The organism is Microbacterium sp. IEGM 1404, assembly GCF_030056775.1.
In the GTDB taxonomy this organism is placed as follows: domain Bacteria; phylum Actinomycetota; class Actinomycetes; order Actinomycetales; family Microbacteriaceae; genus Microbacterium.
Window position 1 is genome coordinate 714774 of sequence record NZ_JASHKP010000003.1, and the last position, 26562, is coordinate 741335.

Consider the following 26562-nt stretch of genomic DNA (forward strand, 5'->3'; position numbering starts at 1 on the left):
GGTGCGCAGTCGGACATCGCGCGCGGCGTCCGACTGCGACGTCCGGAATCCGCCGGTGGTTGACGCTACGGCGTCGGGTTCAGCGCGTCGTACTCGCGGAACCGCGGGGACAGGCGCATGAGCACACCGACCAGGGCGAGGATCAGGATGCCGCCGAACAGCGGCGGCACCCACAGCGCGGTGAGGGTCGCGAGAGTACCCGCGTAGAGCGCTCCGACGCGGGGGCCGCCGGCGACCACGACGATGAAGATGCCCTGGAGGCGCCCGCGCATGGCATCCGGGACCGCCGCCTGCATCATCGTCGATCGGTAGACCGCGCTGACGTTGTCCGCGGCGCCGGAGACCGCCAGGACGATCGCCGCGAGCACGATGAGCACGACGGCGCCGGAGTCCTCGCCGGTGCCGTCCGGGCGCATCCATCCGAGGGTCGCCGCGAGCAGCACGAGACCGAACGCCCCGATCGACAGGCCGTAGACCTGGATCGCCCGCTCGATCCCGAGGCCCTGTCGCCGAACGCGCCCGACCGGTCCCGAGAACAGGCTCGACAGGAACGCGCCCGCCGCGATCGCCGCCGTGAGGATGCCGGTCGTGATGGCGCCGCCGCCGAGGAGCACCGCGCCGATCGCGGGGAACAGCGCGATCGGCTGACCGAACGTCATCGCGGTGATGTCCAGCAGATACTGCAGGCGGATGTTCGGGGCACGGCGCAGGAATCGGGCGCCGTCGCGGAACGACTCCAGGCCCGGCCGGACGATCTCGCCCTCGGGGCGGAGGCGGGGGAGCGACCACAGACCCAGGAACAGCGACGTCATCAGCAGGACGTCGAGGGAGTACGTCCAGGCGTAGCCGGCGAACGCGACGAGCACGCCGGCGAGCGCCGGGCCCGCCATCACCATGATCCCGACCGTGACGCCCTGCAGCGCGGCCGCGGCCGGCAGGAGATCGCGGGGGAGCAGGCGCGGAGTGATCGCCGATTTCGTGGCCATGACGATCGAGTTGGCGGCCGAGTTGATCACGCTGAGGACGAAAAGGGATGCCACGTTCTCCATGCCCGTCCAGGCCAGGGCGGCCAGCAGCGCGGTGGACACGAACGTGACGGAGGCCGCGAGCAGGGCGACGGTGCGACGGTCGAAGGCATCCGCGAGCATGCCGCCGTAGAGCCCCGCGAGGACCATCGGCACCAGGCCCGCGACGGCGATCATCGACACGGCGAACGTGCTCTGCGTGAGCTCGAACACGTGCAGCATGACGGCGACGACGGTGAGCTGCCCGCCCATGCCGGACAGGGTCGACCCGATCCACAGTCGCGCGAACGCCGGCGACGTGGTGAGCGGGCGCAGGTCGATCAGCGCACTGCCCCGGCTCACTCTCCGACCTCGACGCGCTTGATCCGGGCGGTGTGGCCGCGCACGATCTCGACGTCGCGCGGCGGGACGCCGAAGTGCTCGGCCAGGGCCCGCACGACGCCCGCGTTCGCCGCGCCGTCCGCGGCGCGCTCGCGCACGTGGACGAGAAGACCGTCGGGTCCGTCCTCGACGAGGGGGCCGCGCCGGCTGCCGGGCTTCACGCGGACGGTGATCTGCACCCGTCGAGGCTACGGCACCCCGGGGTGGACGGGTCCGCGGGCGAGTGGGTGGCGGCATCCGGATGCTGGTAGACTCATTCGGTTGCCGTTCGATCGGCCGCGGATAAAGAGAGCCCACGCATCAGGCGTCGGGCGCCGCGCAACGAAGAGGAAGGGGATCACCTATGGCACTGGAAGCAGACGTCAAGAAGGCGATCATCGAAGAGTACGCGACGCACCCCGGTGACACCGGATCCCCCGAGGTGCAGGTCGCGATGCTGACGCAGCGCATCAAGGACCTCACCGAGCACCTCAAGGCACACAAGCACGACCACCACTCGCGCCGTGGCCTGTTCCTGCTCGTCGGTCAGCGCCGCCGCCTGCTGGGTTACCTGCAGGACGTCGACATCAACCGTTACCGCTCGCTCATCGAGCGTCTCGGTCTGCGTCGCTAATCGCACCAGCGTTCAATCGCGCAAAACATTCTTGGAAGGCCGCCCCACGGTGTGGGGCGGCCTTCGTCATTCCCCGGTGGCGTCGCGGGGTGTGCTGCGGTGCGGCACCGGGGTGCGGCATCCATCGATAAACGCGATCCACGGTCAGAAACACGATGGCGTCGTGTTTCTCGTCGTGGATCGCGTTTATCAGTGAGGAGGCGAGGAGGAGCCTCAGGATGCCGCGCGGGCGGCGACCAGATCGGGATGCCAGCGCTCGGCGACGTCGGGGTGGGCGCGCAGGCGCGACTTGAGGGCGTTCTCGCCGTAGGTGGCGTGGATCGGGTTCGTCGGGTCCTGCTCGACGCCGTGGGCATCGGCCGCGAGCTCGGCGGGGAGGTCGATGATCGGAAGGACCGCGTCGAGGGCCGGGTTGAAGAAGAACGGCACCGAGATGCGCTCGTCGGGGAACCGGGGCGAGATGACGCGGTGCTTCGTGGCGGTCAGGTATCCCTGCGTGGCGTACTCCAGCAGCTCGCCGATGTTGACGACGAAGGCCCCGGACACCGGGGGAGCGTCGACCCACTCGCCGTCGCGGAGCACCTGCAGTCCGCCCTTGCCCGGCTCCACCCACAGCAGGGTCAGCACGCCGGAATCCTTGTGCGCGCCGACGCCCTGTTGGGGCGTGGGGTCGTCCTTGCCGGGGTACCGCACGATCTTGATGAGGGTCTGCGGGTCGCCGAAGTGACGGTCGAAGTACTCCTCCTCGGCGCCGAGGGACAGTGCCCATGCGCGCAGCAGGGTCCGGGCGATCTCCGTCAGGCGGTCGTGCCATTCGGTGACGACGTCGCGGAGCTCGGGCTGCGCCGCGGGCCAGAGGTTCGGGCCGACGAGCCGGTTGTAGCCGGGGCCGTCGGGGTTGGTGATGGCCTCGCGCTCGGGCCCGATGTCGATCTGCTCGCGCCAGTCGACACGACCCTGGGTGAGTTCGCCGCCGACACGCGTGTAGCCGCGGAAATGCGGGCTGGTGAGGTTCTCGATCGCGAGCTTCTCCTCCTCGGGGAGGGCGAAGAAGTCCTTCGCGGCCTGGAGGAGGCGGGCCTCCAGCTCGGGGCTGATCCCGGTGCCGGTGAGGTAGAAGAAACCGACATCGCGGGTGGCAGTGCGCAGCTCGTCGCGGAATCGTGCGGCGGCCTCCGGCCCCTGGTCGAGGAGCGAGAGGTCGAGGATCGGGAGGTTCAGCTCGGACATGAACCGAGGCTAAGTCGGGCCCCCGGGGCCGGGGCGAATATTGCCGACGGTTACCGGTCCGCACGCGGCGTCGGTGCCGCTCGGGCGCCGAGCGCGGCCCGTGGACGTGCACCGCGCTGGATTTCCCCGATCAAGGGGTGAATTCCGGGCGAGGTACGGAATGTGACGCGGGGCGGTTCCACGCATCCGAATGACCGGTACCCCGCCGATCAGCGGGGGTGTCCCGCCGTTCGGTGGGGTGCGGGAGGCGTGTCGCATTGCGTAGTGTGTCTGAGTCAGGTGAGGCTGCCCTTACCTACCCGCACCGCCGCGGCTCCTCCTCCGAATCCCGAAAGCCGGTGTCCGCTCGTGCTCGCCTCCTTCTTCGCTCCGTTCCTCATCGGGCTGCGTGAGGGGCTGGAAGCCGCCCTGGTCGTGGGAATCCTCGTCGCCTACCTCACCAAGCTCGGGCGCCGCGACGCCCTGCCGCGTCTCTGGGTCGGTGTCGGACTCGCGATCGGTCTGGCCCTGGCGATCGGCGCCGTCTTCACGTTCGGCGCGTATGCACTGACCTTCGAAGCGCAGGAGCTGATCGGTGGCGGTCTGTCGCTCCTGGCAGTGGCGATGGTGACCTGGATGATCTTCTGGATGCAGAAGGCCGGTCGGTCCCTGAAGGTGGGTCTCGAGGGGGGAATCGATCGGGCCCTCCGCGGCGGAGTCTGGGCGCTCGTGGCCATCGGCTTCGTCTCCGTCGCACGCGAGGGCGTGGAGACGACCCTCCTGCTGTGGTCGATGGTGCAGGGCTTCGGCGACAAGCCCGTCGCCCTCGTCGGAGCGCTCGTCGGTCTCGTGACCGCCGCCGTGCTCGGCTGGCTCATCGCGCGCGGCATGCTGCGTCTGAACCTCGGCCGCTTCTTCACCTGGACGGGCGGGTTCCTGATCATCGTCGCGGCGGGCGTGCTCGCGTACGCCGTCCACGACCTCCAGGAGGCCGGTGCGCTTCCGGGCCCGTTCGGGGCCGGTGCCCCGATCGACCCGTCCACCGGAGCCGTCGCCGTCGGCTGGGCGGGCTTCCCCTTCGGCTGGGCGTTCGACGTCTCGAGCACACTCGCCCCCGACAGCACCCTCGCGGTGCTCCTGCAGGCCACGGTGGGCTTCATGCCCCAGATGACCTGGCTGCAGGTCATCGCGTGGGTCGTCTACGTCGCCGTCGTCGTCCCCCTGTTCGTCCGCGGCGTGCGCGCGGGCCGGCGCCCCGCCGCGGCCACGCCCGCCGCCCCCGCGAGCACCGCCGCCCCGGAACGGGCCGCCGCCCCGGCCTCGACCGCCGCCGCCTCGACTCCGGATGCCGCGCCCACCGTGGCATCCGTCGCCCACCCGAACGGAGCATCATGAACCCGACTCGCCTCCTCGCGGCCACGGCCGCGGCCGGCGCGGCCGTCCTCGTCCTCTCGGGCTGCGTCGCCAAGACCGACGCCGCCGCCACCGGAGCCCTCACCGTCACCTCGACGGCCGACGGCTGCGACGTCTCCGCGGCGACCGCGACCAGTGGCACGCTCGCGTTCGACGTGGTGAACAAGGGCGATCAGACCACCGAGTTCTACCTGCTCGCCTCCGACGGTCTGCGCATCGTCGGCGAGGTCGAGAACGTCGCCCCGGGGGCATCGCGGAGCCTCACGGTCACCGCACAGCCGGGCGACTACTTCACGCTGTGCAAGCCCGGCATGGTGGGGGACGGCGTCGGCAAGGCCGCCTTCACGGTCACGGGCGACGCGGTCGCCGTCGACGGCGCGGATGCCGAACAGAAGCAGCAGGCGATCGACCTGTACGCCGCGTTCGTCAAGGATCAGGTCGGACAGCTGCTCCCCGCGGTGCAGGCCTTCGCCGCCGTCTACGAGTCCGGAGACGACGCGGCCGCGCAGCAGCAGTACCCGCGCGTCCGCGCGTTCTACGAGCGCATCGAGCCGATCGCGGAGGCGCTCGGCGACCTCGACCCGCGCATCGACTACCGCGAGGTCGACGCCGTCGCCGAGGGGCTGGCGTGGACCGGGTTCCACCGCATCGAGAAGGACCTCTGGGTTCCGGCGCAGGATGCCCTGAACGCCGACGGCGAGACCCCGGCGTGGCAGGACTGGGCTCCGTCCACCCCGACCGAGCGGGCGACGTACGGCCAGACCCTGGTCGCCGACACACAGGAGCTGTACGACTACGTCCACTCCGACGCCTTCGAGCAGGCCCTCACCGACCAGGGCGTCGCGGGGATCTCCAACGGCGCGATCGCGCTGCTCGACGAGGTCGCGACCGGCAAGATCAGCGGTGAAGAGGACTGGTGGTCGGGCACGGATCTCTACGACTTCGCCGCCAACGTCGAGGGCTCCAAGATGGCGTTCTCGCTGGTGCGCGACTTCGCCGAGTCGAAGGGCGACAAGGGCGCCTCGCTCGTGACCCGGATCGACTCCGGCTACGCCGACCTCGAGGCGGCGCTCGCCGCTCACGGTTCCGCCGATGCCGGTTTCGTGCCCTACTCGCAGCTCACCGAGGACGACAAGCGTCAGCTCACCGACCTCATCAACGCCCTGGCCGAGCCGCTCTCGCAGCTCACCGTGACCGTCCTGGAGTGACGGTGACGCAGGAGCACACAGAGGGGGACGCCACGACCCCGGCCGACGGAACCGCCGCCGCCGGGGTGTCCCGTCGCGACCTGATCGGCCTCGCCATCGGGGCGAGCGCCACGAGCCTCGTCGTGGGCGCGGGCGCGGGTCTCGCCGGTGGCGCAGCCTACGGCCAGGAGCAGACGCGACGGGCGATTAATGCCGTGGCCCCGGCATCCGGCATCCATCAGGCCGGGATCACCACCCCCGTGCAGGAGCACCTGCACTTCGCCGCGTACGACATGATGGCGCGGACCACCCGCGAGGACGTCGCTTCCCTGCTCGCGGACTGGACGTACGCGGCGACGCGGATGATGCAGGGCCTCGAGGTGAGCGCGACCGGTGCCGTCGGCGGCTCGCCCGAGGCGCCGCCGGACGACACCGGCGAGGCGCTGGGTCTGCCGGCGAGCAACCTCACCATCACGTTCGGTTTCGGGCCGTCGCTCTTCGACGACCGTTTCGGACTCGCCGATCAGCGTCCCGCGGGACTCGAGCGCCTTCCGGCCTTCCTCGGCGACGACCTCGACCCGGAACGCTCCGACGGCGACCTCTGCATCCAGGCGTGCGCCGACGACCCCCAGGTGGCGGTGCACGCGATCCGCAACCTCAGTCGCATCGCGTTCGGCCGTGCGAGCATCCGCTGGTCGCAGCTCGGGTTCGGCCGCACCTCCAAGACCACGAGCGACCAGTCCACCCCGCGCAACCTCTTCGGGTTCAAGGACGGCACCGCCAACATCCTCGCGAACGACGCCGCGGCGCTGGAGGAGAACGTGTGGGTCCCGGCATCCGAGGGGCCCGCGTGGCTCGCGGGCGGGTCGTACCTCGTGGCGCGGCGCATCGCGATGCTGATCGAGACGTGGGACCGCACCCGCCTCGCCGAGCAGGACCGCGTCGTGGGGCGCGACAAGGCGCAGGGGGCTCCGCTGTCCGGTGGTGACGAGTTCACCGCCCCGGACTTCGCGGCCACGGATGCCGCGGGCAGGTCCCGCATCGACGCGCGCAGCCACGTGCGTCTCGCCCACCCCGACATGAACGACGGCATCCGCATCCTCCGCCGCGGCTTCAATTTCGTCGACGGCACCACCGACCTCGGGCGCTTGAACGCGGGACTGTTCTTTTTGTCGTTCCAGCGGAGCCCCGACCGGTTCATCCGGTTGCAGCGCTCCCTCGCCACGGATGCCATGGGCGAGTACCTCAAGCACGTCGGCTCGGGCCTGTGGGCGGTTCCCCCGGCCCCGGTGGCGGGCCAGTCGATCGGCGCGGGACTGCTCGGTTCCTGACAGCTCCGGCATCCCGTCATGAGCGCTCTCTGCGCCGGGAAACGCGTTCTCCCCGCGTTCTCCGGCGCAGATCGCTTTTTCGGACCGACCGGGGGATGCAGCGGACCCCGGGAATAGATCTCGCGCCCGTGCGTTTCACGATGTATATTCAGATGCATACAAAAGGAGGGGCATCGTGAACGAGACGAACAACTGGCCCGGAATGCAGTTCGGTGTCATGACGGTGAGCGACATCACCCAGGACCCGACCACCGGCAAGACCCCGAGCGAAGCCCAGCGCATCAAGGACACGCTCACGATCGCGAAGCACACCGAAGAGGTGGGCCTCGACGTCTTCGCCCTCGGCGAGCACCACAACCCGCCGTTCTGGTCGTCGTCGCCGACCACGACCCTCGCGTACATCGCCGCCCAGACCGAGCGGCTGATCCTCACGACCTCCACGACCCTCATCACCACGAACGACCCGGTGAAGATCGCCGAGGACTTCGCGATGCTGCAGCACGTGTCCGGCGGCCGCGCCGACCTCATGCTGGGTCGCGGCAACACCGGACCCGTCTACCCCTGGTTCGGCAAGGACATCCGTCAGGGCCTGCCGCTGACCATCGAGAACTACGACCTGCTCCACAAGCTGTGGCGTGAGGACGTCGTCGACTGGGAGGGCAAGTTCCGCACCCCGCTGCAGGGCTTCACCTCGACCCCGCGTCCGCTGGACGGCGTTCCCCCGTTCGTGTGGCACGGCTCGATCCGTACGCCCGAGATCGCCGAGCAGGCCGCGTTCTACGGCAACGGCTTCTTCGCCAACAACATCTTCTGGCCCAAGGAGCACTACCAGCGCCTCATCGCCCTCTACCGCGAGCGCTACGCCCACTACGGCCACGGCACGCCCCAGCAGGCGATCGTCGGACTCGGCGGCCAGGTGTTCATGCGGTCCAACTCGCAGGACGCGGTGAAGGAGTTCCGGCCCTACTTCGACAACGCCCCGGTCTACGGCCACGGCCCGAGCCTGGAGGACTTCAGCGAGATGACCCCGCTGACCGTCGGCTCGCCGCAGCAGATCATCGACCGGTACGCCGCCATGCGCGAGACGTTCGGCGACTACCAGCGTCAGCTGTTCCTCATCGACCACGCCGGTCTCCCGACCAAGACGGTGCTCGAGCAGCTCGACATCCTCGGCGGCGAGGTCGTGCCCGTCCTGCGCAAGGAGCTGCAGAAGAACCGTCCGGCCGAGGTGCCCGACGCTCCGACGCACGCGAACCTCGTCGAGAAGATCTACGCGGGCGCCGCTCCCCGTCAGGCCGTCCCCGCCGCCAACCGCGGTGACAACCTGACCGCGGGAAGCCCGTACCAGGATGCCGCGAAGAAGGCCGGCAGCGCGTTCGGTGCCGCGGCGACGAAGGTGGGTGCCTGAGATGGCCGCCCGCCGTATCGCGGTCGTGACCGCGGGGCTGTCGACCCCCTCCTCGACGCGCATGCTGGGCGACCGGCTCGCGCACGCGGCGCTCGCCGAGCTCCGCGAGCGGGGGATCGAGGCCACGAGCGACGTCTTCGAACTGCGCGACTACGCCCACGACCTGACGGACAACCTGCTGACGGGATTCGCCCCGCCCGCGCTCGAGCAGATGATCAACACGGTCGTCTCCGCCGACGGCGTCATCGTGGTGACCCCGATCTTCTCGACGAGCTACTCGGGTCTGTTCAAGTCGTTCATCGACGTGCTCGATCCGCAGGCGCTCACCGGGACCCCCGTCCTCATCGGCGCCAACGCGGGGACCGCGCGGCACTCGCTCGCGATCGACTACGCCATCCGGCCGTTGTTCACCTACCTGCACGCGAATCCGGTTCCGACCGGGGTGTTCGCGGCATCCAGTGACTGGGGGTCGAACGCCGACGAGGTCGCCCCCCTCGGGGCGCGCGTCGACCGCGCGGCTCGGGAGTTCGCCGACGCGATCGCCGCGCGGGAGCCCGTGCAGGACGCCGATCCGTACGACCCGTCGTCGTATCTCGGCGCGGGGAAGTCCTTCGGCCACCTGCTCGGGGGTCTCTCCGGCGAGTGACCGCCCTTCGAAGCCCCGTCGTCCTCGAGGACGGCGGGGCTTCGTGCTGTGCGGGCGGCGCCGGCTCGGGGAGTCGCGCAACCTCCGTGCGATCGCGCGGATCTGGGCTGAGGTCGGGCAGATCGCTGAGGTTGTGCGGAGGAGCGGGCGCGACGTCGTGCGGATCGCCGAGCTTCCGCGGCGGCCCTAGGGTGAGGGCATGGATGCCGCGCAGTGGGACGAGCGCTATCGAGCCTCGGCCGGAGGGGTGTGGGCGAGCGAGCCGCCCGCCGTCGTCCGCGAGATCGCCGCCACGCTCCGCCCGGGTACCGCGATCGACGTGGCCACCGGGGACGGGCGCACCGCGCTGTGGCTCGCCGCGCGCAGATGGTCGGTGACCGGGGTCGATTTCTCGGCCGAGGCCCTCGGGATCGCGGCCGCACGACCCGGTGGTGACGCCGTGACGTGGGTACGCGCCGACGTCCACACGTGGGAGCCCGTGGCATCCGCCGATCTGGTGGTGTCGTGCTACCTGCATCTGCACGACAACGCCGCCGCGATCGCGCGCGTCGCCGGATGGGTCGGTGTGGGCGGCACGCTGGTGGTTCTGGGGCACGACGTCGAGAACATCGCCGCCGGGGGTCACGGACCGTCCGACCCGGCGATCCTCTACACGCCCGAGCTGCTCCGGGGCGCGCTCGACAAACGATTCCGCATCGAGCGCTGCGAACGCGTGGTCCGCGGCACCGGCGACGCCGAATTGCGCGGGGGCCATACGCACGCCGCGATCGACACGCTGCTGCACGCGGTGCGCGTGCGCTGAGACCCGCCGCGCGTCGTGATCAGAGCACGATGTCGCCCGCGTCGTGCAGCTCGCGCACCCCGACGGGGCGCACACCGGGTCGCGCGAGGACGTCCGCCCCGGCGAGCGGCCCGACATCGATGCCCGCCTCGGCCGCGATGTCGTCGATCGGCACCTGGAACGTGCGGAACGCGCCGAGCGGCGGCACCCGCAGCCCCTGTGCGGTGTCGACGAGCGACGTCTGGTCGAGCACGAAACCCGCGGCGGCGAGGCCCGAGGCCGAGCGCCACGCCGCGATCTTCCAGAACCGCAGAGGCACCCGGATGCCGCGGTAGGGCGGGTCGTCCGGGCCGAGCACCGGCGCGGTGAACACCGCCAGCCGTTGATCGGTGCTCTCGGCGTAGGCGAGCACGTGGTCCTCCAGGCCGAGCCAGAGCTCTTTGGACTGGTTGAAGTCTGCCGCCTGGGGTGCGGAGTTGGTGTAGAAGAACGTGGCGGCGGTGGCGTCCCGAGCGTCGTCGGAGGACCCCCACCCCGGATCGCGACGCCGGACGAGGTGGCCGCGGTCGAGATCGTTGCGGCTGTAGACCTCGGGACCGGCCTGCGCCGCCGCCGGCGCCCGGGGATCGAGCCGCCACTCGCCGGAGCGGGGGAGGTCGAGAAGGGTCGCTCCGTCGATGACCACCCCCGTCACGGCGGCGAAGCGGCGCTCCGGGTCGAGCAGCACGGAGAACCGCGGGTAGTCGAGCCGGATCGTCTGGACGGCGGGGGAGGGCAGGGGCAGGGGGATGCCGAGGAAGTCGGGGTCGAAACCGTCGCTCATCGCCCCATCGTGCCCCGGGCGTCCGACATCGCGACAGACTGGGGCGATGGAACGGCTGGTGAAGTCCCGCGACGATGCGCCGGACGGATTCTTCGCCGCGGAGGCGGCGGGGCTGGGCTGGCTCGCCGCCGCGGGCGGCGCTCGAACGGTGGAGGTCCTCGACAGCGGGCCGACGCGCATCGTGCTCGAGCGGGTGGAGACCGTTCGCCCCACCGCGGCCGCGGCGGAAGAGTTCGGCGCCGCGCTCGCCGCGACCCACGACGCCGGCGCGCCCGCCTTCGGCTCGCCGCCGCCGGGGTGGACGGGCGACATCTTCATCGGTCGGCGGACCCAGCCGGCGCGGCCGAAAGCGACGTGGGGGACCTTCTACGCCGCACAGCGCGTCGAGCCGTTCCTCGCCCCGGCCATCGCGGCGGGGAACCTCTCGGCATCCGGGGCCGAGGTCGTGCGGCGGGCGTGCGCGCTGATCGCCGCCGGGGCCTTCGACGACGACGACGCCCCCGCCCGACTGCACGGCGACCTGTGGGCGGGCAACGTCTTGTGGTCGCCCGATGGTGTGGTGCTCATCGATCCCGCGGCGCACGGCGGGCACCGCGAGACCGATCTGGCGATGCTCGCGCTGTTCGGCTGCCCGTTCCTCGACCGCATCCTGGCCGCGTACGACCGACGGCACCCCCTCACCGCCGGGTGGCGGGAGCGCGTGCCCCTGCACCAGCTGCATCCGCTCGCCGTCCACGCGGCCGGGCACGGGCCGGCCTACGGCGACGAGCTCGTGGATGCCGCGGAGCGCACGCTCGCGCTGCGCTGAGCCCGCGGACTACGCGGCGATGTCGCGCGCGGCCCGCCTCCGCGACCGGCGGGCGAGGACGAGGTCGATGCCGACCCCGATCCCCACGGCCACCACGATCGAGACGATCACCGCGACCACCGGTCCGCCCGGGACGAGCGCGGCGACGACGGCGCCGATCACGGCCTGGTACGCGGCCCACGCCATCGCGGCGACGGCGGCCACCCCGAGGTAGCGCGCCGGGTTCACCCGCGCGGCGCCCGCCGCGAGGTTCACCGCGAGTCGGGCGAACGGCACGAACCGCGCCGTGAACAGCACGACGGCGGCGTTGCGTTCGAGCCGGGCACGCGCCCACTCCAGAGCGGTGCGGACGCGCGGCCCGCGCATCCAGGCCCAGCGTTCGACACCGACGGCCCGTCCCACGAGGTAGCAGCAGAGGTCGCCGCAGAAGGCCGCCGCCCCCGCGACGAGGATGACGGCGAAGAGCGGGGGAGTGCCGTGGGCGACGGCCAGCGCGCCGAACGCGGTGACGGCCGCCTCGCCCGGGATGACGACGAGGAACGCGTCGGCGAAGACGAGGGCCGCCATCGCGGGCAGCGCCCACGGGCTCGCCGCGATCAGCCCGAGCCACGCATCGATCCCGTCCATCACGTCACTCTCCGTCGCGGATCGAGACGGGATGCCGACGGGGCGGTGACCCGCCGCGGAGCATCCGGTGAACATCGCGAACGTCGGGCCCTGATCGACGCCGCGGCGGGGTCACGGGTCCCACCCTGGATGCGTGAGAGTCGCGCTGCTGGCCGAGTCCTTCCTCCCGCACATGAACGGGGTCACCGGTTCCGTTCTGCACGTCCTCCGTCATCTGGCGGAGGCTGGTCACGAGACCCTCGTGATCGCCCCCAAGTCCGGAGACGTCACCGCCGATCTGCACGGCGCCCGCGCCGAGCTGCTGCGCTCGGTGCCGCTGCCGTCGTATCCCGAGGTGCGGGTGGTGTTCGCCCGCGCCGCACGCCTGGGCGCGCTGCTCCGGGAGTTCCGACCGGACGTGGTGCACCTGGCATCCCCCTTCGTCCTCGGCTGGCAGGGACTCGCGGCCGCCGAGGCCCTCAAGATCCCCTCGGTCGCCGTCTACCAGACCGACGTCATCTCCTACGCCCAGAAATACGGCCTGCCCCAGGCCACCGCGCTGGTCGCGGGGCACGTCACCCGCCTCCACCGCCGGGCGACCCTGACGCTCGCCCCGTCGTCGGCATCCACCCGTCAGCTCGAGGAGCTCGGCGTCGACCGCATCCGCCGATGGGGGAGGGGAGTGGATGCCGTCCGCTTCGCACCCGAGCACCGCGACGAGACCTGGCGCGCCACGGTCGCGCCCGGCGGTGAACGCATCGTCGGATACGTCGGCCGCCTCGCCCCCGAGAAGCAGGTCGACGACCTGCGCGCGCTCGCCGACCTGCCGGGGACGCGCCTGGTCATCGTCGGAGATGGACCCTCGCGTCCGGCTCTGGAGAAGGCGATCCCGGATGCCGTCTTCACCGGACACCTGTCGGGGGCCGACCTCGCGCGGACGATGGCGGGCTTCGACGTGTTCGTGCACCCCGGTGAGAGCGAGACCTTCGGCCAGACGATCCAGGAGGCTCTCGCCAGCGGCGTGCCGGTCGTCGCCACCGGTGTCGGCGGGCCGCTGGACCTGGTGCGCTCGAGCGTGGACGGCTGGCTGTACAAGCCGGGCGACCTCGACGACCTCCGGGCGCGCGTCGCCGACCTCGTCGGCGACGACGCCAAGCGGCAGGCGTTCGCGCGCGCGGCCCGGGACGCCGTCGCGGGCCGGACGTGGGAGGCCCTGACCCGCGACCTCGTCGGGCACTACCGCGAGGCGGCCGCGCTGCGCGCCCGTGACGAGGGCATGCTCGTGCGCGGGGGAGAGCGTCCCGAGGTGCCGGCGCCCCGCGCCCGCGGGCGCTGGACGCGCTACGTCGCCCTCGGCGACTCGCTCACCGAGGGGCTGTGCGATGCCTCGCGCATGCCGTCGGGTCAGTTCCGCGGGTGGGCGGACCGCCTCGCGGAGCTCCTCGCCCACACCAGTGACGACGGGCCGTTCCGCTACGCCAACCTCGCGGTGCGCAGCCGCCGGGTGCGGCACCTCATCGACGAGCAGATCCCCGCCGCCCTGGCGCTCCAGCCCGACCTCGTGTCGATTCTCATCGGCGCGAACGACCTCGTCGGTCCCGCCCCGGTGATCCCGGCTCTCGTGGCCGAGGTGGAGTCCGCCGTGCGTGCCGTCCGTCGCACCGGCGCCGACGTGCTGCTGGTGACGACGTTCCTTCCGCGGCGGACGGCGGCGCGGATCTTCGCCCGACGCTTCGCCGCGTACAACGTCGAACTCCGCCGGATCGCCCGCACGCACGGCGCGATCCTGCTCGACCTCGAGGCCGTCGCCGAGATCGGCGACCTGTCGCTCTGGGCCGACGACCTGGTGCACCTGCGCTCGCGCGGCCACCGCCTCGTGGCCTACCGCGCGGCCGAGGCGCTGGGCGTGCCCGACGCCGGGGAGCTGTCCGGCCTCGACGAGGCGCTGCACGCCGACGACGAGGTGCCGCAGGGCGGGTGGCTCACGCGCGACGCCCTCCCCTGGGTGTGGCGCCGCATCCGCGGCCGGACCGCCGGCGACGGCATCCTCGCCAAGCACGAGGGCTACGTCGAGCTGCCCACGCGCGGAGACCGCCAGCGTCAGCGCGCGTCGTCCTGAGCGGGGTCTGCGGCGGCCATTTCACGTGATCTGGTCGAGGGCGCACGGTAGGGCCCGGCCGGGGCGTGTGATGTGGTCCATTTCACGTGATCTGGCTTCGCGTGCACGGCACGCGCCGGGCGGGACCGGGAGGGGCGGTGCTCAGTACCAGCCGGTCGACTCGGAGTGCCCCCACGCCCCGCAGGGAGAGCCGTAGCGCGACTTGATGTACGACAGGCCCCACGCGATCTGGGTCGCGGCGTTCGTCCGCCAATCGAGCCCCGCTGCGGCCATCTTCTCCCCGGGGAGGGCCTGGGGGATGCCATAGGCACCGCTCCACGGATTGAGGGCGTCCGCGCGCCAGCCGGACTCCCGGTTCCACAGCGACACCAGGCACGAGAACTGGTCGTCGCCCCATCCGTACCCGGCGAGCGCGCCGCGTGCGTAGTCGCGCGCCTCGGAGGGGCTCATGGTCGGCCCCGCCGGTGCGGTGGTGCCGCCCGCCCCGCCGCTGGAGCCCGACCCGCCCGCGCTCGACCCGCCGCCGCTCGATCCGCTCGAGCCCGAGCCCGATCCGCCGCCGGAGGAGCCGGATCCGCTCGAACCCGAGCCGCCGCTCGATCCGGAACCGGAGCCCGCCCCGCCGCCGCTCGAACCACCCGTGGTCGCCGAACCGCCGCTCGACGCGCCACCGCTCGAACCGCCGCCGCCGGACCCCGCGCTCGCCCCGCCGCCGGTCGCGCCGCCCGGGTCGGCCGCCTGGGCCGCCGTCTGCGCGGCCAGACGCGCCGCGCGTTCCTGTGCCGCGGTCGTCTCGCGCAGGGCGGCGAGCCGGGCGTACAGCGCGTCCAGCTCGGCCTGGGTCGCCGCGACCGTGGCCGCCTCGGCATCCGCGTCGGTCTGTGCCTGGGCGGCAGTGGCCGCCGCCTCGGTGGCGAGGCGGGCCGCCTCCGCGCGCGCCTCCTCCGCTTGCGTGCGGAGCGACGTCGCGAGGTCCGCGGCGCTCCGGGCCTCGCTCGCGGTCCGCGCCGTCATCGCCGTCACCCTGTCCAGGATGCCGAGACGTTCCAGCAGCGAGTCGGGATCGGCCGTGGTCAGCAGCTGCGCGACGAGGGGGCCTCCGGCGCTGGACCGGTACAGCCGCGCCGCACTCGCGCCCGCGCGGGCGCTCGCCGCCGTCAGGGTCGTGTCGGCCGTGGAGCTTTGGGTGGTCAGCGTCTCCGCACGGGCTGCCGTGCTCTCCGCGAGCAGGCGCGCGCGTTCCGCCGCGGCGGAGGCGTCGAGGGCGCGGCGCGACGCGGACGAGGCCGCGGCTTCGGCGGCATCCAGCTGCTGTCGGATCTCCGCCACGGCGGGGTCGTCGTCGCCCACCGCCGCGGAACGGACGGAGACCGCCGCGGCCGGACTGAGAGGAGCGATCGCCAGCGCACCGAAGACCACAGCGCACGCGAGGACCATGTGACGCGTGTGACGTCTGAGGCCCATGAGGCGAGGGTACGGCACCCGTCCGCGTCGAACCAGCCGCGAAAGCCCGGCCCTGATAGGCTCTCGGAGGATGCCGCCATGGCATCCGCTCAACTACACATGAGCTCACGGAGCAGGCCGGCAGACGCTGGTCCCCTGTGGTGGACTCCCCGTCATGACGCCGGGTGGTCGTCTACTGGTGGCCAGTCGCCGGGATTTCCGGGCCGACGAGTCGGCGCGCCCTTTCTGCCTGTTCCTGCTCCTTCGCATGTCAGCTCGTCGCCCACACGGGGCGCCGAGCCTAAACAAAGAAGGAGGGACCTCTTGGAAGGTCCAGAAATCACCGCCGCTGAGGCCGTTCTCGACAACGGTCGTTTCGGCACCCGCACCGTTCGCTTCGAAACGGGTCGTCTCGCGCAGCAGGCGCAGGGCGCGGTCGCCGCGTACCTCGACGAAGAGACCATGCTTCTCTCGGCCACCAGCGCCGGCAAGCACCCGCGTGAAGGCTTCGACTTCTTCCCGCTGACCGTCGACGTCGAAGAGCGTTCGTACGCCGCCGGAAAGATCCCCGGCTCGTTCTTCCGCCGCGAGGGTCGCCCCTCCACCGAGGCCATCCTCGTGTGCCGTCTCATCGACCGCCCGCTGCGCCCGTCGTTCGTCGACGGCCTCCGCAACGAGGTGCAGATCGTCGTGACCGTGCTCTCGATCGCGCCGGGCGAGTTCTACGACGCCCTCGCCATCAACGCCGCGTCGCTGTCGACCCAGATCTCGGGCCTGCCGTTCTCGGGCCCCATCGCGGGTGTCCGTCTCGCGCTCCTCCCGGGTCACGGCGAGCACGCCGACCAGTGGGTCGCGTTCCCGACCGTCACCCAGCTCGAGGATGCCGTCTTCGACCTGATCGTCGCGGGCCGCGTGCTCGACGACGGCGACGTCGCCATCATGATGGTGGAGGCCGAGGCGACCGAAGGCAGCTGGAACCTCATCAAGGGCGGCGCCACCAAGCCGAACGAGCAGGTCGTGGCCGAGGGCCTCGAGGCCGCGAAGCCGTTCCTGCGTCAGCTGGTCGACGCGCAGAACCAGGTCGCCCGCACGGCGGCCAAGGAGATCCAGACGTTCCCCGTCTTCCCGGCGTACAGCCAGGAGACCTACGACTTCGTCGCCGGTCGCGCGTACGACCGCCTCGTGCCGGTCTACCAGATCGCCGACAAGCAGGAGCGTCAGAACGCCGACGACGAGGTCAAGTCCTCCGTCAAGGAGCAGCTGCTCGCCGCCGTCGAGTCGGGGGAGCTCCCCGCCGTCGCGACGCTCGAGTTCAACGCCGCGTACAAGTCGGTGACCAAGACGATCGTCCGCGGTCGCATCCTCGCCGAGGGTGTGCGCATGGACGGACGCGGCCTGGCCGACATCCGCCCGCTCGACGCCGAGGTGCAGGTCATCCCGCGCGTCCACGGCTCGGCGATCTTCCAGCGCGGCGAGACCCAGATCCTGGGTGTCACCACGCTGAACATGCTCAAGATGGAGCAGCAGATCGACTCGCTGTCGCCCATCACGAGCAAGCGCTACATGCACCACTACAACTTCCCGCCGTACTCGACCGGTGAGACCGGTCGTGTGGGCAGCCCGAAGCGTCGCGAGATCGGGCACGGCTTCCTCGCCGAGCGCGCCCTCGTGCCGGTGCTCCCCAGCCGCGAGGAGTTCCCGTACGCCATCCGTCAGGTCTCCGAGGCGCTCGGCTCCAACGGCTCGACCTCGATGGGCTCCGTCTGCGCCTCGACCCTGTCGCTGCTGAACGCGGGTGTGCCGCTGCGCGCCCCCGTCGCCGGTATCGCCATGGGTCTGGTCACCGACGAGGTCGACGGTCAGACGCGCTACGCCGCGCTGACCGACATCCTGGGCGCCGAAGACGCCCTGGGTGACATGGACTTCAAGGTGGCCGGTACGAGCGAGTTCATCACCGCGATCCAGCTCGACACCAAGCTCGACGGCATCCCGTCCTCGGTCCTCGCCGCGGCGCTGACCCAGGCGAAGGAGGCTCGTCTGACGATCCTCAACGTCCTGAACGCCGCGATCGACGCGCCCGACGAGATGGCGCCCACCGCGCCGCGCGTCATCAGCGTGCAGATCCCGGTCGACAAGATCGGCGAGCTCATCGGGCCCAAGGGTAAGACGATCAACTCCATCCAGGACGAGACCGGCGCCCAGATCTCGATCGAGGACGACGGCACGGTCTACATCGGTGCGACCGACGGCCCGTCGGCCGAGGCCGCCCGCGCCCAGGTCAACGCGATCGCCAACCCGACCAACCCCGAGGTCGGCGAGCAGTTCCTGGGCACGGTCGTGAAGATCGCGACCTTCGGCGCGTTCATCTCGCTCCTGCCCGGCAAGGACGGCCTGCTGCATGTCAGCGAGGTCCGCAAGCTCGCCGGTGGCAAGCGCGTCGAGAACGTCGAGGACGTCCTGTCCGTCGGCCGCAAGATCCTGGTGCGCATCACCAAGATCGACGACCGCGGCAAGCTGTCGCTCGAGCCCGTGCTCGACGAGGCCACCGAGCCCGCCGACACCGAGAGCTCGGCTGCGGCCAGCGAGGGTCCCGAGGCTCCGGCCGAGGGCTGATCCCTCTTCGACGGATGCCCGTCCCGCTTCTCGCGGGGCGGGCATCCGTGCATTCCGCCCTCCTCGGTCGCCGAGATTCCGCCGTCATCAAGCGTTATGCAATGTTTACCGCCGAGCCGGGTGAATCGGCGGTCGGACTCTCGTGAGGCCCTACCCTCGAACTACGCGTCGGGGGCGCAGTGGGCGCCGCCGGCGTCCGGTCTCCGCCGCACCGAGGAGTGGCCCATGAGCGGCTCGGGCGTCGACGAGACGGCCACGCCGCCCCTGCGCCGGAACCGCGTACCCCACCCCTCGGCCCCCGTGACGCTGCAGGGTCCCGGTCTCGGGTCGCACGTCCGCGTCCCGCTCGGCGAGACCGGCTTCGACGTCTTCCCGCTCTTCCTCGGCGGCGGCGAATTCGGCTGGAACGTCGATGCGCAGGCGAGCCACGAGATCCTCGACACGTACGTCGAGCTCGGCGGCAACGCGATCCACACCGCCGACAGCTACGCGGCCGGGCGCAGCGAGTTCATCATCGGATCCTGGATGCGGTCGCGCGGGACGCGCGACGACACCGTGCTCACGGTGCGCATCGGTCGGCATCCCGACAACCCCGGTCTCGGTGCGGTCAACCTCGTGCGCGCGGTCGAGGCGTCGTTGAGCCGTCTCGGCACCGACCGCATCGATGTGCTCTCGCTGGATGCCGTCCGGGGTGACACCGCCGTGCTGGAGGACACGCTCGCGACGTGCGAGTGGCTCGTCGAGAGCGGCAAGGTGCGCGCGATCGGGGCGCACGGCTACACCGCGTCGCAGCTGGTGGAGGCGCGGATCCTCTCCTCGGCCGGGTACCCGCGCGTCACGGTGCTGGACGTGCCGTACAACGTGATGCGTCGCGACGAGTTCGACGGCGACCTGCGGCTCATCGCCGCGGCGCAGGGGATCGCGGTCACGCCGTCGCACCCCCTTGCGCACGGCTTCCTCGCCGGAGAGACCCGCACACGCGGTCAGCAGGCCACCTCGGTCCGCGGCTCCCAGCTCGCGGCGCACCTGAACCGCCGCGGTTCCCGGGTCCTGCGGGCGCTGGATGCCGTCGGCGTGGAGCTGGGCGTCCCGGACGCCGCGGTCGCCGTGGCCTGGCTCCTCGCCCAGAAGGCGGTCACGGCGCCGATCGTCAATGCGTTCGCGCCGCGGCACGTCGTCGAGTGCATGCGCGCGGTGGGCGTCCGCTTGAGCCGCGCCCAGCTGTCGGACATCGCCCGCGCTGCCGAGTGATCCGCCCCGTGTCGGAGGCGTGACGTAGGCTGGAAGTGTTCTGCGGGGGGCCCGCACACTGACGACGAGGTGAGCTGACGTGACGCACTACATCTACCTGGTGCGCCACGGCGAGCACCAGGATGCCGAGCACGGACTCACCGACGGCCCCCTGTCTCCGCGCGGTCACCGCCAGGCCGCCCTCCTCGCCGACCGTCTCTCAGGGCTGCCGCTCGACGCCGTCTGGCACTCGCCCCTGGAACGTGCCGCTCAGACCGCGCGCGCCGTCGCCGAGCGTCTCCCGTCGGTCTCGCCCGAGGCATCCGCCCTGCTGTTCGACTGCGTCCCGACCGGCATGACGCCCGAGACTCCGGCGGCGTACGAGCCGTTCTTCGGCGCGGTCACCGAGGCCGAGCTCGAGGCCGGCCGGGCCCAGATGTCGGATGCCACGGCCGAATTCCTCGCGCGCAAGACCGGCGAGGTGCACGAACTGCTGATCACGCACAACTTCGTGATCGCCTGGTTCGTGCGCGAGGTGCTCCAGGCTCCCGAGTGGCGGTGGATGACCATTAACCAGGCGTACTGCGGACTCACCGTCATCGCGCAGAAGAAGGGCCGCCCCTGGACCCTGCTGTCGCACAACGACCTGGCGCACCTGCCGGTCGAGCTGCGCACCGGGCTGGTGGACCCGCTCCCGGTCTGAGATGACACCGGCGTTCCGCGGCGGGCCGTATGCGCCCGTGGTCGGATGGCTGGCCCTCGGCGGAACCGTGGCCGGAGCGGTGGTCTGCGGCATCCTGTTCGGTTTCCTGATACCGCCCGATCGCGGCGAAGAGGACGTCGTGTGGATCATGCCGGCGTACGGAGCGTTCGCCGGTTTCGTCGCGGTCGTCCCTGCGGTCGTCGGATTCTGGGTAGGGCTGGTGTCGTGGACGCGGACCTCGGCCCGTTCGGTCTCGTCGCGAGCGGCGGTGGCGACTGCGTCGGCGTCCGGGGCGGCCCTGCTCTTCTGGGTGGCCACGGTGACGGCGACGACCGGGGGCTACGGGATCGTGCTGGGGCTGTTTCTCGGGGGGGCTGACCGCCGTGGTCACTGCCGCGATCGTCGGTCCGACGACGGTCCGCGCCGCGCGCCGCGCGCCGCGCCGACCGCGACGCCGCAGGCCGGTCCCTATGGGGCGGATCCCGTCGCGGTCGGATCATGTCGCGCGAGCACGAAGCCCTGGGCGTGCTTCTCCTGCGGGAGTGCGTCGCGTCGCGCGGTCGTGACGATCGCGAAGCCTGCACCCTCGAGCGTCGCGGCCACATCGTCCGGCTCGTGGAGCACGGCTCGAAGCGTGACGTCGTGACCGTAGACACGCGGCACCACGCGGTCTCCCGTCCCGGCCTGAAAAGCCAGCAGCAGAGGACCGCCGTCGACGAGCACCCGCGCGGCCTCCTTCGCGACTGCGGCGATCTCGTCAGTCGTGCTGTGGATGATCGCGTACCAGCACAGGATGCCGCGCACCCCGGCATCCGGGAACGGGAGGGCTGATAACGGCGCGACGTCGATCCGCGCCTCGGGCGCGCGCTGTCGGGCGTGCGCGACCATGGCGGGGGAGAGGTCGACGCCGGCGAGGGGTCGGAGCCCCAGACTCGCGAGGTGGGGCAGCATCCGGCCGGTGCCGCACCCCGCGTCCAGGACGGGCGACTGGCCCGCGGGCACGATTGCCGCGAAGCGCGCGATGAGGTCCAGGTCGGACGGCGTCTCCGCCCGTAGATCGGGAAGTACCCGCGCATAGGTGTTGGCGACGGTGTCGTACAGCCGCCGCGTGGAGTCGGTCATTCGTCCTCCTCTGGCGTATCGGGGCGAGGGAGGAGCGGCGAGATGCTGTCGAGGACATCGTCACTCCTGAGCGAGCGGCGGGTCATCGGCCGGCGTCGCCGAATTCTCGCGCGGTTGCGGGGGAGGAGGGCGGTATCTCTCGGAGCACCCGGAGGGCTGCCTTCCGGACATCGCGCGCGATACGATCCGCTGCTCGGGAACCGACCTCGACATCGTCGAACAAGTCATCCAGGACGGCGAGACCGGCCAATGCCGGCCGTTCCTGGTCGTGACCGAAACTTCCGTGGACCCAGCTGGTGAGTTTGCGCTCGTTCATCTCTCCTGCGAGCACTCGTCCGCACAGGTCACGTGCGACGACGACCCGGGGATCCTCCGCGAGGGCCTCCGACATCCCGAGCTCCGTCCCGATCGCGTCGAGCAGTCTCTCGAGGCGGAACGTGTCGACATCGCGGTATATCGACGCCAGCGCCACGACGGCGTCGCCGTCGAGCCCCGCCGTCAGCGCTTCGGTCGCGGCCGTCCCCAGTGCGTCAGCTCCATCGACGAGCCCGATCCGCCAGTAGGCCGCCGCGAGGACGATCCGCTGCTGTGCCGCGCTCTGGGGGTCCATGGTGCGAGTGTCTCAGATGCCGACGCAGCGGACCTGTACGACTACGGGGCGCACGGGTGGGCACCTCTCACTTCGAACGGCGGGGTTGCTCGACCAGCGTCAAGCCGTCGGATCAGTCGAGAGCCTTGCCGCACCACCGCGTCGCGTTCGCGTTGTCGTTGTACGCGGGGATCGCCTGGAAACCCGAACGCGCGTACAGGCCGCCCGCCGCGTCGAGCGTGTGGTGGGTGTCGAGGACGAGCTCTGCGGCGCCGCGCTCGCGGGCTCGGCGTTCGAGGTCCTCGAGGATCAGGCGCCCCCACCCGCGTCCGCGACCGATGTCGCGGACGAACAGGTGCTTGACCTCGTCGCGCGGACCGTTCGGCCCGTCGTCGATGCGGCGGATGCCCCCGCATCCGGCCGGGCGACCCTCGTCGTCGTCCAGCACGACGAAGACGCCGGCCGGTTCGACGAACGTCGCGGGCGACGGGAAGACGGTGCGGTACCCGCCGCCGGGGAAGATCGAGGCGCGCAGCGTGAAGTACTCCTCGAGCAGCGCGTGCGCGTCGGGGGCGTCGACGGGGGAGAGGCGAATCGAGACCACGTTCCGATGCTAGGCGAGGGTCGAACCGGCGCGTCCCTCCCCGGGCCCCGCCCGCGGGGCGCGCCGACACCTAGGCTGGCAGCATGACCACACGCGTTGCCATCGTGGGCGGAACCGGGAAGCTCGGCGGAGTGATCCGCGAGGTCGTCGAGGCCGAAGAGGGGTACGAGGTCGCCGCCGTCCTCGGGTCGCGATCCGACCTCGCCGAACTCGACGGCGCCGACCTGGTCATCGACGCATCGACTCCCGCGGTGTCGATCGACGTGGTGCGCGCGGCCATCGAGCGGGGGATCAACGTCCTCGTGGGCACATCGGGATGGTCGAACGAGCGCATCGCCCTGGTGCGCCCCCTGGTGGATGCCAGCGGCACCGGCGCCGTGTTCATCCCCAACTTCTCGCTCGGCTCCGTGGTCGGCAGCGCCCTCGCCGCCGCGGCGGCCCCCTTCTTCCCGTCGATCGAGATCGTCGAGGCGCACCGCGAGACGAAGGTGGATTCGCCCAGCGGCACCGCCGTCCGGACGGCCGAGCTCATCGCCGCGGCCCGCGAGAAGGTCGGTCCCGTGCACTCGCCCCACGTGGACCAGCGCGCGCGGGGCCAGCAGGTCGCCTCCGTGCCGATCCATTCGTTGCGACGCCCCGGTGTCGTCGCCCGCCAGGAGACCGTGCTCTCGGGCGCGGGAGAGTCGCTCACGATCGTCCACGACACCATCGACCCGGCCACGGCCTACGCTCCCGGCATCCGCATCGCGATGGCCGCTGCGCGCGAGGCGCGCGGGGTGGTCGTCGGGCTCGACAGCTTCATCGACATCGGCGTACGTACGCGTCCCGCCCGTGCGGAGGCGCCGATCGCCGACGGAGACGTCTCCGGTCAGGTCGCGGGCGTCACCAGCGCATGAGGACGCGCATCGCCGTCGCGATCATGACGGTGCTCCTCCTGCTGTACGTCGTTCTCGCGGGCCAGCGCGCCCTCGTGCTGCTCGGCAGCGGCGAGGGCGTGGGAATCGCGATGGGCGTGGCCCTGATCGTGCTGCCGATCATCGCGCTGTGGGCGATCGGCCGGGAACTCTGGTTCGGTGTGCGTGCCCAGAAGCTCGGCGAGATCCTGGATGCCGAGGGTGCCCTGCCGGACGAGGAGCTCGAGGTGCGCCCGAGCGGGCGGGCGACGCGCGCCGACGCCGACGCACTCTTCCCCGACTATCGTGCCGACGTGGAGGCGCATCCGGCGGATTGGCGGGCGTGGTACCGGCTCGGTCTCGCGTACGACGCGTCCGGCGACCGGCGTCGGGCGCGCGAGGCGGTGCGCCGGGCCATCGCCCTCGAGGCGGCCGACCGACGCGTCGCCTGACGCGACGGCCGACGCCCGGAGGCGCGGCCGTCGGCGTCAGCGAGCGGCGGGAACGGCGGACGCGACGGCGTCCTCGACGGTGCGGTGCAGGAACGTGAAGCCCGCGTCCTCGAGCACGGCGGGGCGCACATCGGCATCCGAGGTGAGCAGGGCCTCCGTCGCGTCCCGGCCGAGCGCGAGCTTCATCGCCCACACGGGGGCGCGGAGCACGTACGGGCGGTTCATGCGTCGGGCCAGGGCGAACCCGAGGTCGTTCGCCGTCGCCCGCGTCGGCCCGGTGAGGTTCACCGGTCCTTCGAGGTCGGAGTCGATGACGTGCCGGATGGCGCGCACCTCGTCTTCCAGCGTGATCCACGGCCACACCTGGGTGCCGCGACCGATCGGCCCGGCGGCGCCGAGCTTCGTGAGCAGGAGCAGCGGCTTGAGGACGCCGCGTTCGTGCACGACCGGAGCCGTGCGCAGCAGGGCGACACGGGCGCGCGGTCCCGCACCGCGGGCCGCGTTCTCCCACTCGTCGCAGATGTCGACGAGGAATCCTTCACCGCGTCGCGACGACTCCGTGAGCACCGCTCCCGGCTGCGATCCGTAGTACCCGGTCGCCGAGGCGTTCACGAGCGCCGGAGCGTCGTCGCCGAGTGCCCGGATCGCGGTGGCGAGCGTGCGGGTCGGGGTGATCCGCGACCACAGCAGTCGGCTCTTGTACGACGGCGTCCACGGGAATCGCCCGATCGAGGCGCCGTTCAGGCACACCACCGCGTCGGCGCCGGCGAGCACGCTCGGATCGAGCGGGGTGGCATCCTGCAGCCACTGCACCTCGTGCGGGCCGGATGCGGGATGCCGGACGAGTGACGTCACCTCCACGCCATCGGCGCGTAGCGCCTCGGCCAGTGCCGAGCCGATGAGGCCCGACGCGCCGGCGAGGACGACGCGTCGAGCCGGGGACTCAGGCAAGCGTGGCCTCGAGGGTGATGTCGATGCCCGCGAGCGCCTGCGAGACCGGGCAGTTCGCCTTGGCGTCGTTCGCGATCTTCTCGAACGTCGCGGCATCCAGGCCCGGGACGACGGCGTTGACGTTCAGGTGGCTGCCGGTGATCCCGGTGCCCGGCTTAAAGGTGACCGACGCGGTCGCGTCGATCGATTCGGGCGGGGTGCCGTTCTCGGCGAGGGCGTTGGAGAGCGCCATGCTGAAGCACGACGAGTGCGCACCGGCCAGCAGCTCTTCGGGGGTGGTGACCGAGCTGGAGCCCTCGCTACGGGCCTTCCAGTTCACGTCGAACGTGCCGATCCCCGACGACGTGAAGGTGACCTCGCCCGATCCCTCGAACAGGCTGCCCTTCCAGGCGGTGGTGGCTTCGCTCGTGACGGACATTCGAACCTCCGTGTTCCGCGCAACCCGAAGCGGCTGCGGCGAAAGTCAGCCTAGCCACGGCCTCCGACGCGTCGGAGGTCTTGACAGCCCCCGCCTAGACGGCGCTCAGGCGGCGGAGGGGCGACGCCGACCGATGAGGCCCGCACGCTGGAGGAGGAGGTACAGCTGGCATCCGAGGCACAGCCCGAAGACGGCGTTCAAGAACGCGGCGACGAAGGCCATCGCCGCGGCGATCGGGAGCGCCCACGGCACGCCCGCGACGTGCAGGAGAAGGCCCACGGCCGTGACGAGCAGGCCGACACCCTGCGCGAAGCGCGGCGGGCGCGGGTCTTCGAACTCGGTCGGCGGGGCCAGGCGCGGCTGCACCACCCGCCGGAACAGGACGCCCCACGGGGCGGTGCGCGGCGACGCGACCCCCCACACGAAGAGGAGGGCGATCACGAGGACCAGGAGGAAGCCCGGGTCGAGGAGGCGCGCCGACAGCGTTGCGGCGGCGAGGTCGCCGGTGGCGACGCCGATCAACGACAGGAAGGTCGCGATCAGGAGCAGGACGGTGGTGATGGATGCCGCGAACCGCGGTCCTCGGACATCGATGCGCTGGACCTCAGGCACGGGCGGACTCCTCTTGCAGGCGGCTCAGTTCGAGCTCGACGACGGCGCGGCCAGGGGTACCGCCGAAACGGGTGCGGATCGCACCGTGGCGGTCGAGGACGAGCGTGGTGGGGGTCTGCAGCACGCGGAAGTGCTGGGCGATGTCGGGACGATGCGTCAGGTCGACGTCGAGGTGGCGTACGCCCTCGCGGTCGTCGGCGATGTCGGACAGCATGCGGTGGACGCCCGGGCAGCGCGCGCACATCTCGGTGCTGAACTGCAGCAGCGTCGCCTCCTCGCCCAGTCCGTCGGCGCCGAGGCGGCGCGGGTCGACGATCTCGGCGGAGTCCACGGTGCGAGCACGGCCCTGCGTGCGGCGGAAGACGACGCCGGCGCCCACGGCGACCACGACGAGCGCGGCGATCACGAGGAGAGCAAGAGTCAGGTCCACGACCGATAACGCTAACGCGCGCGAGGACGACGCGGGCCGATGAGTCCCCGAATGACGCTCCCGCCCGGCGTTTCCCCAGCGGTCCCTCAGACAACGCGGTTCTCCGACGACGGAGCGCCCGCGCGCTCCGCGCGGGTGTCGGAGGACCCCGG

Annotated in this window: 27 protein-coding genes; 14 read left to right on the top strand and 13 right to left on the bottom strand. The window is 71.7% G+C overall.

Annotated elements, in window-relative coordinates:
• Positions 1-65: 65 nt before the first annotated feature.
• Together QM517_RS14000 and QM517_RS14005 are read right to left on the bottom strand one after the other, a co-directional pair.
• Positions 66-1367: an MFS transporter gene (locus QM517_RS14000; RefSeq protein WP_283288193.1), complete on the bottom strand. Its 1302-nt coding sequence runs from the start codon at positions 1365-1367 to the stop codon at positions 66-68.
• A complete protein-coding gene (locus QM517_RS14005; protein ID WP_283288195.1) occupies positions 1364-1585 on the bottom strand; it encodes a DUF167 domain-containing protein in 222 nt (73 codons plus the stop codon). The genes QM517_RS14000 and QM517_RS14005 overlap by 4 nt, the downstream gene beginning before the upstream one ends.
• A gap of 164 nt (positions 1586-1749) precedes the next feature.
• Here QM517_RS14005 and rpsO point away from each other — a divergent pair, with 164 nt between their 5' ends.
• Complete coding sequence (gene rpsO / locus QM517_RS14010) at positions 1750-2019, top strand: 30S ribosomal protein S15 (RefSeq protein WP_071642334.1); 270 nt, start codon at positions 1750-1752, stop codon at positions 2017-2019.
• A gap of 213 nt (positions 2020-2232) precedes the next feature.
• On the opposite strand, the gene QM517_RS14015 is transcribed toward rpsO, so the two are convergent.
• Positions 2233-3249 (bottom strand): isopenicillin N synthase family dioxygenase, encoded by a 1017-nt coding sequence (locus tag QM517_RS14015; RefSeq protein WP_283288200.1) that lies wholly within the window; start codon positions 3247-3249, stop codon positions 2233-2235.
• 348 nt (positions 3250-3597) lie between these two features.
• On the opposite strand from QM517_RS14015, the gene efeU reads away from it, so the two are divergent.
• From efeU to QM517_RS14045, 6 genes are all read left to right on the top strand, one after another.
• A complete protein-coding gene (gene efeU / locus QM517_RS14020) occupies positions 3598-4623 on the top strand; it encodes an iron uptake transporter permease EfeU (protein WP_283288203.1) in 1026 nt (341 codons plus the stop codon).
• Positions 4620-5849 carry an iron uptake system protein EfeO gene (gene efeO, locus QM517_RS14025; RefSeq protein WP_278101247.1) on the top strand — a complete coding sequence of 410 codons (1230 nt, stop codon included), beginning with the start codon at positions 4620-4622 and terminating at the stop codon, positions 5847-5849. Before efeU ends, efeO begins: the two co-directional genes overlap by 4 nt.
• Positions 5846-7159 (top strand): iron uptake transporter deferrochelatase/peroxidase subunit, encoded by a 1314-nt coding sequence (gene efeB, locus QM517_RS14030; protein ID WP_374114692.1) that lies wholly within the window; start codon positions 5846-5848, stop codon positions 7157-7159. Before efeO ends, efeB begins: the two co-directional genes overlap by 4 nt.
• Positions 7160-7361: 202 nt before the next feature.
• The gene (locus tag QM517_RS14035; RefSeq protein WP_283288300.1) at positions 7362-8567 is read left to right on the top strand and encodes an LLM class flavin-dependent oxidoreductase; all 1206 of its coding nucleotides are present in this window, start codon (positions 7362-7364) and stop codon (positions 8565-8567) included.
• A 1-nt stretch (position 8568) separates the two neighbouring features.
• A complete protein-coding gene (locus tag QM517_RS14040) occupies positions 8569-9213 on the top strand; it encodes an FMN reductase (RefSeq protein WP_077050198.1) in 645 nt (214 codons plus the stop codon).
• A gap of 199 nt (positions 9214-9412) precedes the next feature.
• Positions 9413-10015, top strand: coding sequence for a class I SAM-dependent methyltransferase (locus tag QM517_RS14045; protein WP_283288206.1), 603 nt, complete (start codon positions 9413-9415; stop codon positions 10013-10015).
• Between the two features lie 19 nt (positions 10016-10034).
• Here QM517_RS14045 and QM517_RS14050 read toward each other — a convergent pair whose 3' ends face one another.
• Positions 10035-10817: a DNA/RNA non-specific endonuclease gene (locus QM517_RS14050; protein WP_283288209.1), complete on the bottom strand. Its 783-nt coding sequence runs from the start codon at positions 10815-10817 to the stop codon at positions 10035-10037.
• Positions 10818-10863: 46 nt separating this feature from the next.
• Between QM517_RS14050 and QM517_RS14055 the strand changes: the two genes are divergently transcribed.
• Entirely contained in the window at positions 10864-11625 is a 762-nt protein-coding gene (locus tag QM517_RS14055; protein WP_283288210.1) for a fructosamine kinase family protein, read from the top strand.
• A gap of 9 nt (positions 11626-11634) precedes the next feature.
• Here QM517_RS14055 and QM517_RS14060 read toward each other — a convergent pair whose 3' ends face one another.
• Entirely contained in the window at positions 11635-12252 is a 618-nt protein-coding gene (locus QM517_RS14060; RefSeq protein WP_283288211.1) for a DedA family protein, read from the bottom strand.
• Between the two features lie 133 nt (positions 12253-12385).
• Between QM517_RS14060 and QM517_RS18450 the strand changes: the two genes are divergently transcribed.
• Positions 12386-14350, top strand: coding sequence for a glycosyltransferase (locus tag QM517_RS18450; RefSeq protein WP_308208907.1), 1965 nt, complete (start codon positions 12386-12388; stop codon positions 14348-14350).
• Between the two features lie 141 nt (positions 14351-14491).
• Here the strand turns inward: QM517_RS18450 and QM517_RS14075 are convergent, their stop codons facing one another.
• On the bottom strand, positions 14492-15814 hold the full coding sequence (locus QM517_RS14075) for a hypothetical protein (RefSeq protein ID WP_283288212.1): 1323 nt from the start codon (positions 15812-15814) through the stop codon (positions 14492-14494).
• Between the two features lie 303 nt (positions 15815-16117).
• Between QM517_RS14075 and QM517_RS14080 the strand changes: the two genes are divergently transcribed.
• From QM517_RS14080 to QM517_RS14090, 3 genes are all read left to right on the top strand, one after another.
• On the top strand, positions 16118-18406 hold the full coding sequence (locus QM517_RS14080; protein WP_278101254.1) for a polyribonucleotide nucleotidyltransferase: 2289 nt from the start codon (positions 16118-16120) through the stop codon (positions 18404-18406).
• Between the two features lie 225 nt (positions 18407-18631).
• Entirely contained in the window at positions 18632-19657 is a 1026-nt protein-coding gene (locus tag QM517_RS14085; RefSeq protein WP_077050191.1) for an aldo/keto reductase, read from the top strand.
• 79 nt (positions 19658-19736) lie between these two features.
• A complete protein-coding gene (locus QM517_RS14090; RefSeq protein WP_278101256.1) occupies positions 19737-20339 on the top strand; it encodes a histidine phosphatase family protein in 603 nt (200 codons plus the stop codon).
• 468 nt (positions 20340-20807) lie between these two features.
• On the opposite strand, the gene QM517_RS14095 is transcribed toward QM517_RS14090, so the two are convergent.
• The 3 genes from QM517_RS14095 to QM517_RS14105 all read right to left on the bottom strand — a co-directional run bounded on the left by QM517_RS14095 (position 20808) and on the right by QM517_RS14105 (position 22654).
• The gene (locus tag QM517_RS14095) at positions 20808-21461 is read right to left on the bottom strand and encodes a class I SAM-dependent DNA methyltransferase (RefSeq protein WP_283288215.1); all 654 of its coding nucleotides are present in this window, start codon (positions 21459-21461) and stop codon (positions 20808-20810) included.
• An 82-nt stretch (positions 21462-21543) separates the two neighbouring features.
• Positions 21544-22071 (bottom strand): hypothetical protein, encoded by a 528-nt coding sequence (locus QM517_RS14100; RefSeq protein ID WP_283288217.1) that lies wholly within the window; start codon positions 22069-22071, stop codon positions 21544-21546.
• Positions 22072-22183: 112 nt separating this feature from the next.
• A complete protein-coding gene (locus tag QM517_RS14105; RefSeq protein WP_283288218.1) occupies positions 22184-22654 on the bottom strand; it encodes a GNAT family N-acetyltransferase in 471 nt (156 codons plus the stop codon).
• An 83-nt stretch (positions 22655-22737) separates the two neighbouring features.
• Between QM517_RS14105 and dapB the strand changes: the two genes are divergently transcribed.
• Positions 22738-23550, top strand: coding sequence for a 4-hydroxy-tetrahydrodipicolinate reductase (gene dapB, locus QM517_RS14110; RefSeq protein WP_077050183.1), 813 nt, complete (start codon positions 22738-22740; stop codon positions 23548-23550).
• A complete protein-coding gene (locus QM517_RS14115) occupies positions 23547-23999 on the top strand; it encodes a hypothetical protein (RefSeq protein WP_077050182.1) in 453 nt (150 codons plus the stop codon). Before dapB ends, QM517_RS14115 begins: the two co-directional genes overlap by 4 nt.
• Positions 24000-24035: 36 nt before the next feature.
• On the opposite strand, the gene QM517_RS14120 is transcribed toward QM517_RS14115, so the two are convergent.
• The 4 genes from QM517_RS14120 to QM517_RS14135 all read right to left on the bottom strand — a co-directional run bounded on the left by QM517_RS14120 (position 24036) and on the right by QM517_RS14135 (position 26410).
• A complete protein-coding gene (locus QM517_RS14120) occupies positions 24036-24950 on the bottom strand; it encodes a TIGR01777 family oxidoreductase (protein WP_283288219.1) in 915 nt (304 codons plus the stop codon).
• The gene (locus QM517_RS14125; protein WP_077050180.1) at positions 24943-25368 is read right to left on the bottom strand and encodes an OsmC family peroxiredoxin; all 426 of its coding nucleotides are present in this window, start codon (positions 25366-25368) and stop codon (positions 24943-24945) included. The genes QM517_RS14120 and QM517_RS14125 overlap by 8 nt, the downstream gene beginning before the upstream one ends.
• A 105-nt stretch (positions 25369-25473) precedes the next feature.
• Entirely contained in the window at positions 25474-25980 is a 507-nt protein-coding gene (locus QM517_RS14130) for a DUF4395 domain-containing protein (RefSeq protein WP_283288221.1), read from the bottom strand.
• On the bottom strand, positions 25973-26410 hold the full coding sequence (locus tag QM517_RS14135; protein ID WP_076490839.1) for a TlpA family protein disulfide reductase: 438 nt from the start codon (positions 26408-26410) through the stop codon (positions 25973-25975). The genes QM517_RS14130 and QM517_RS14135 overlap by 8 nt, the downstream gene beginning before the upstream one ends.
• Positions 26411-26562: the final 152 nt, after the last annotated feature.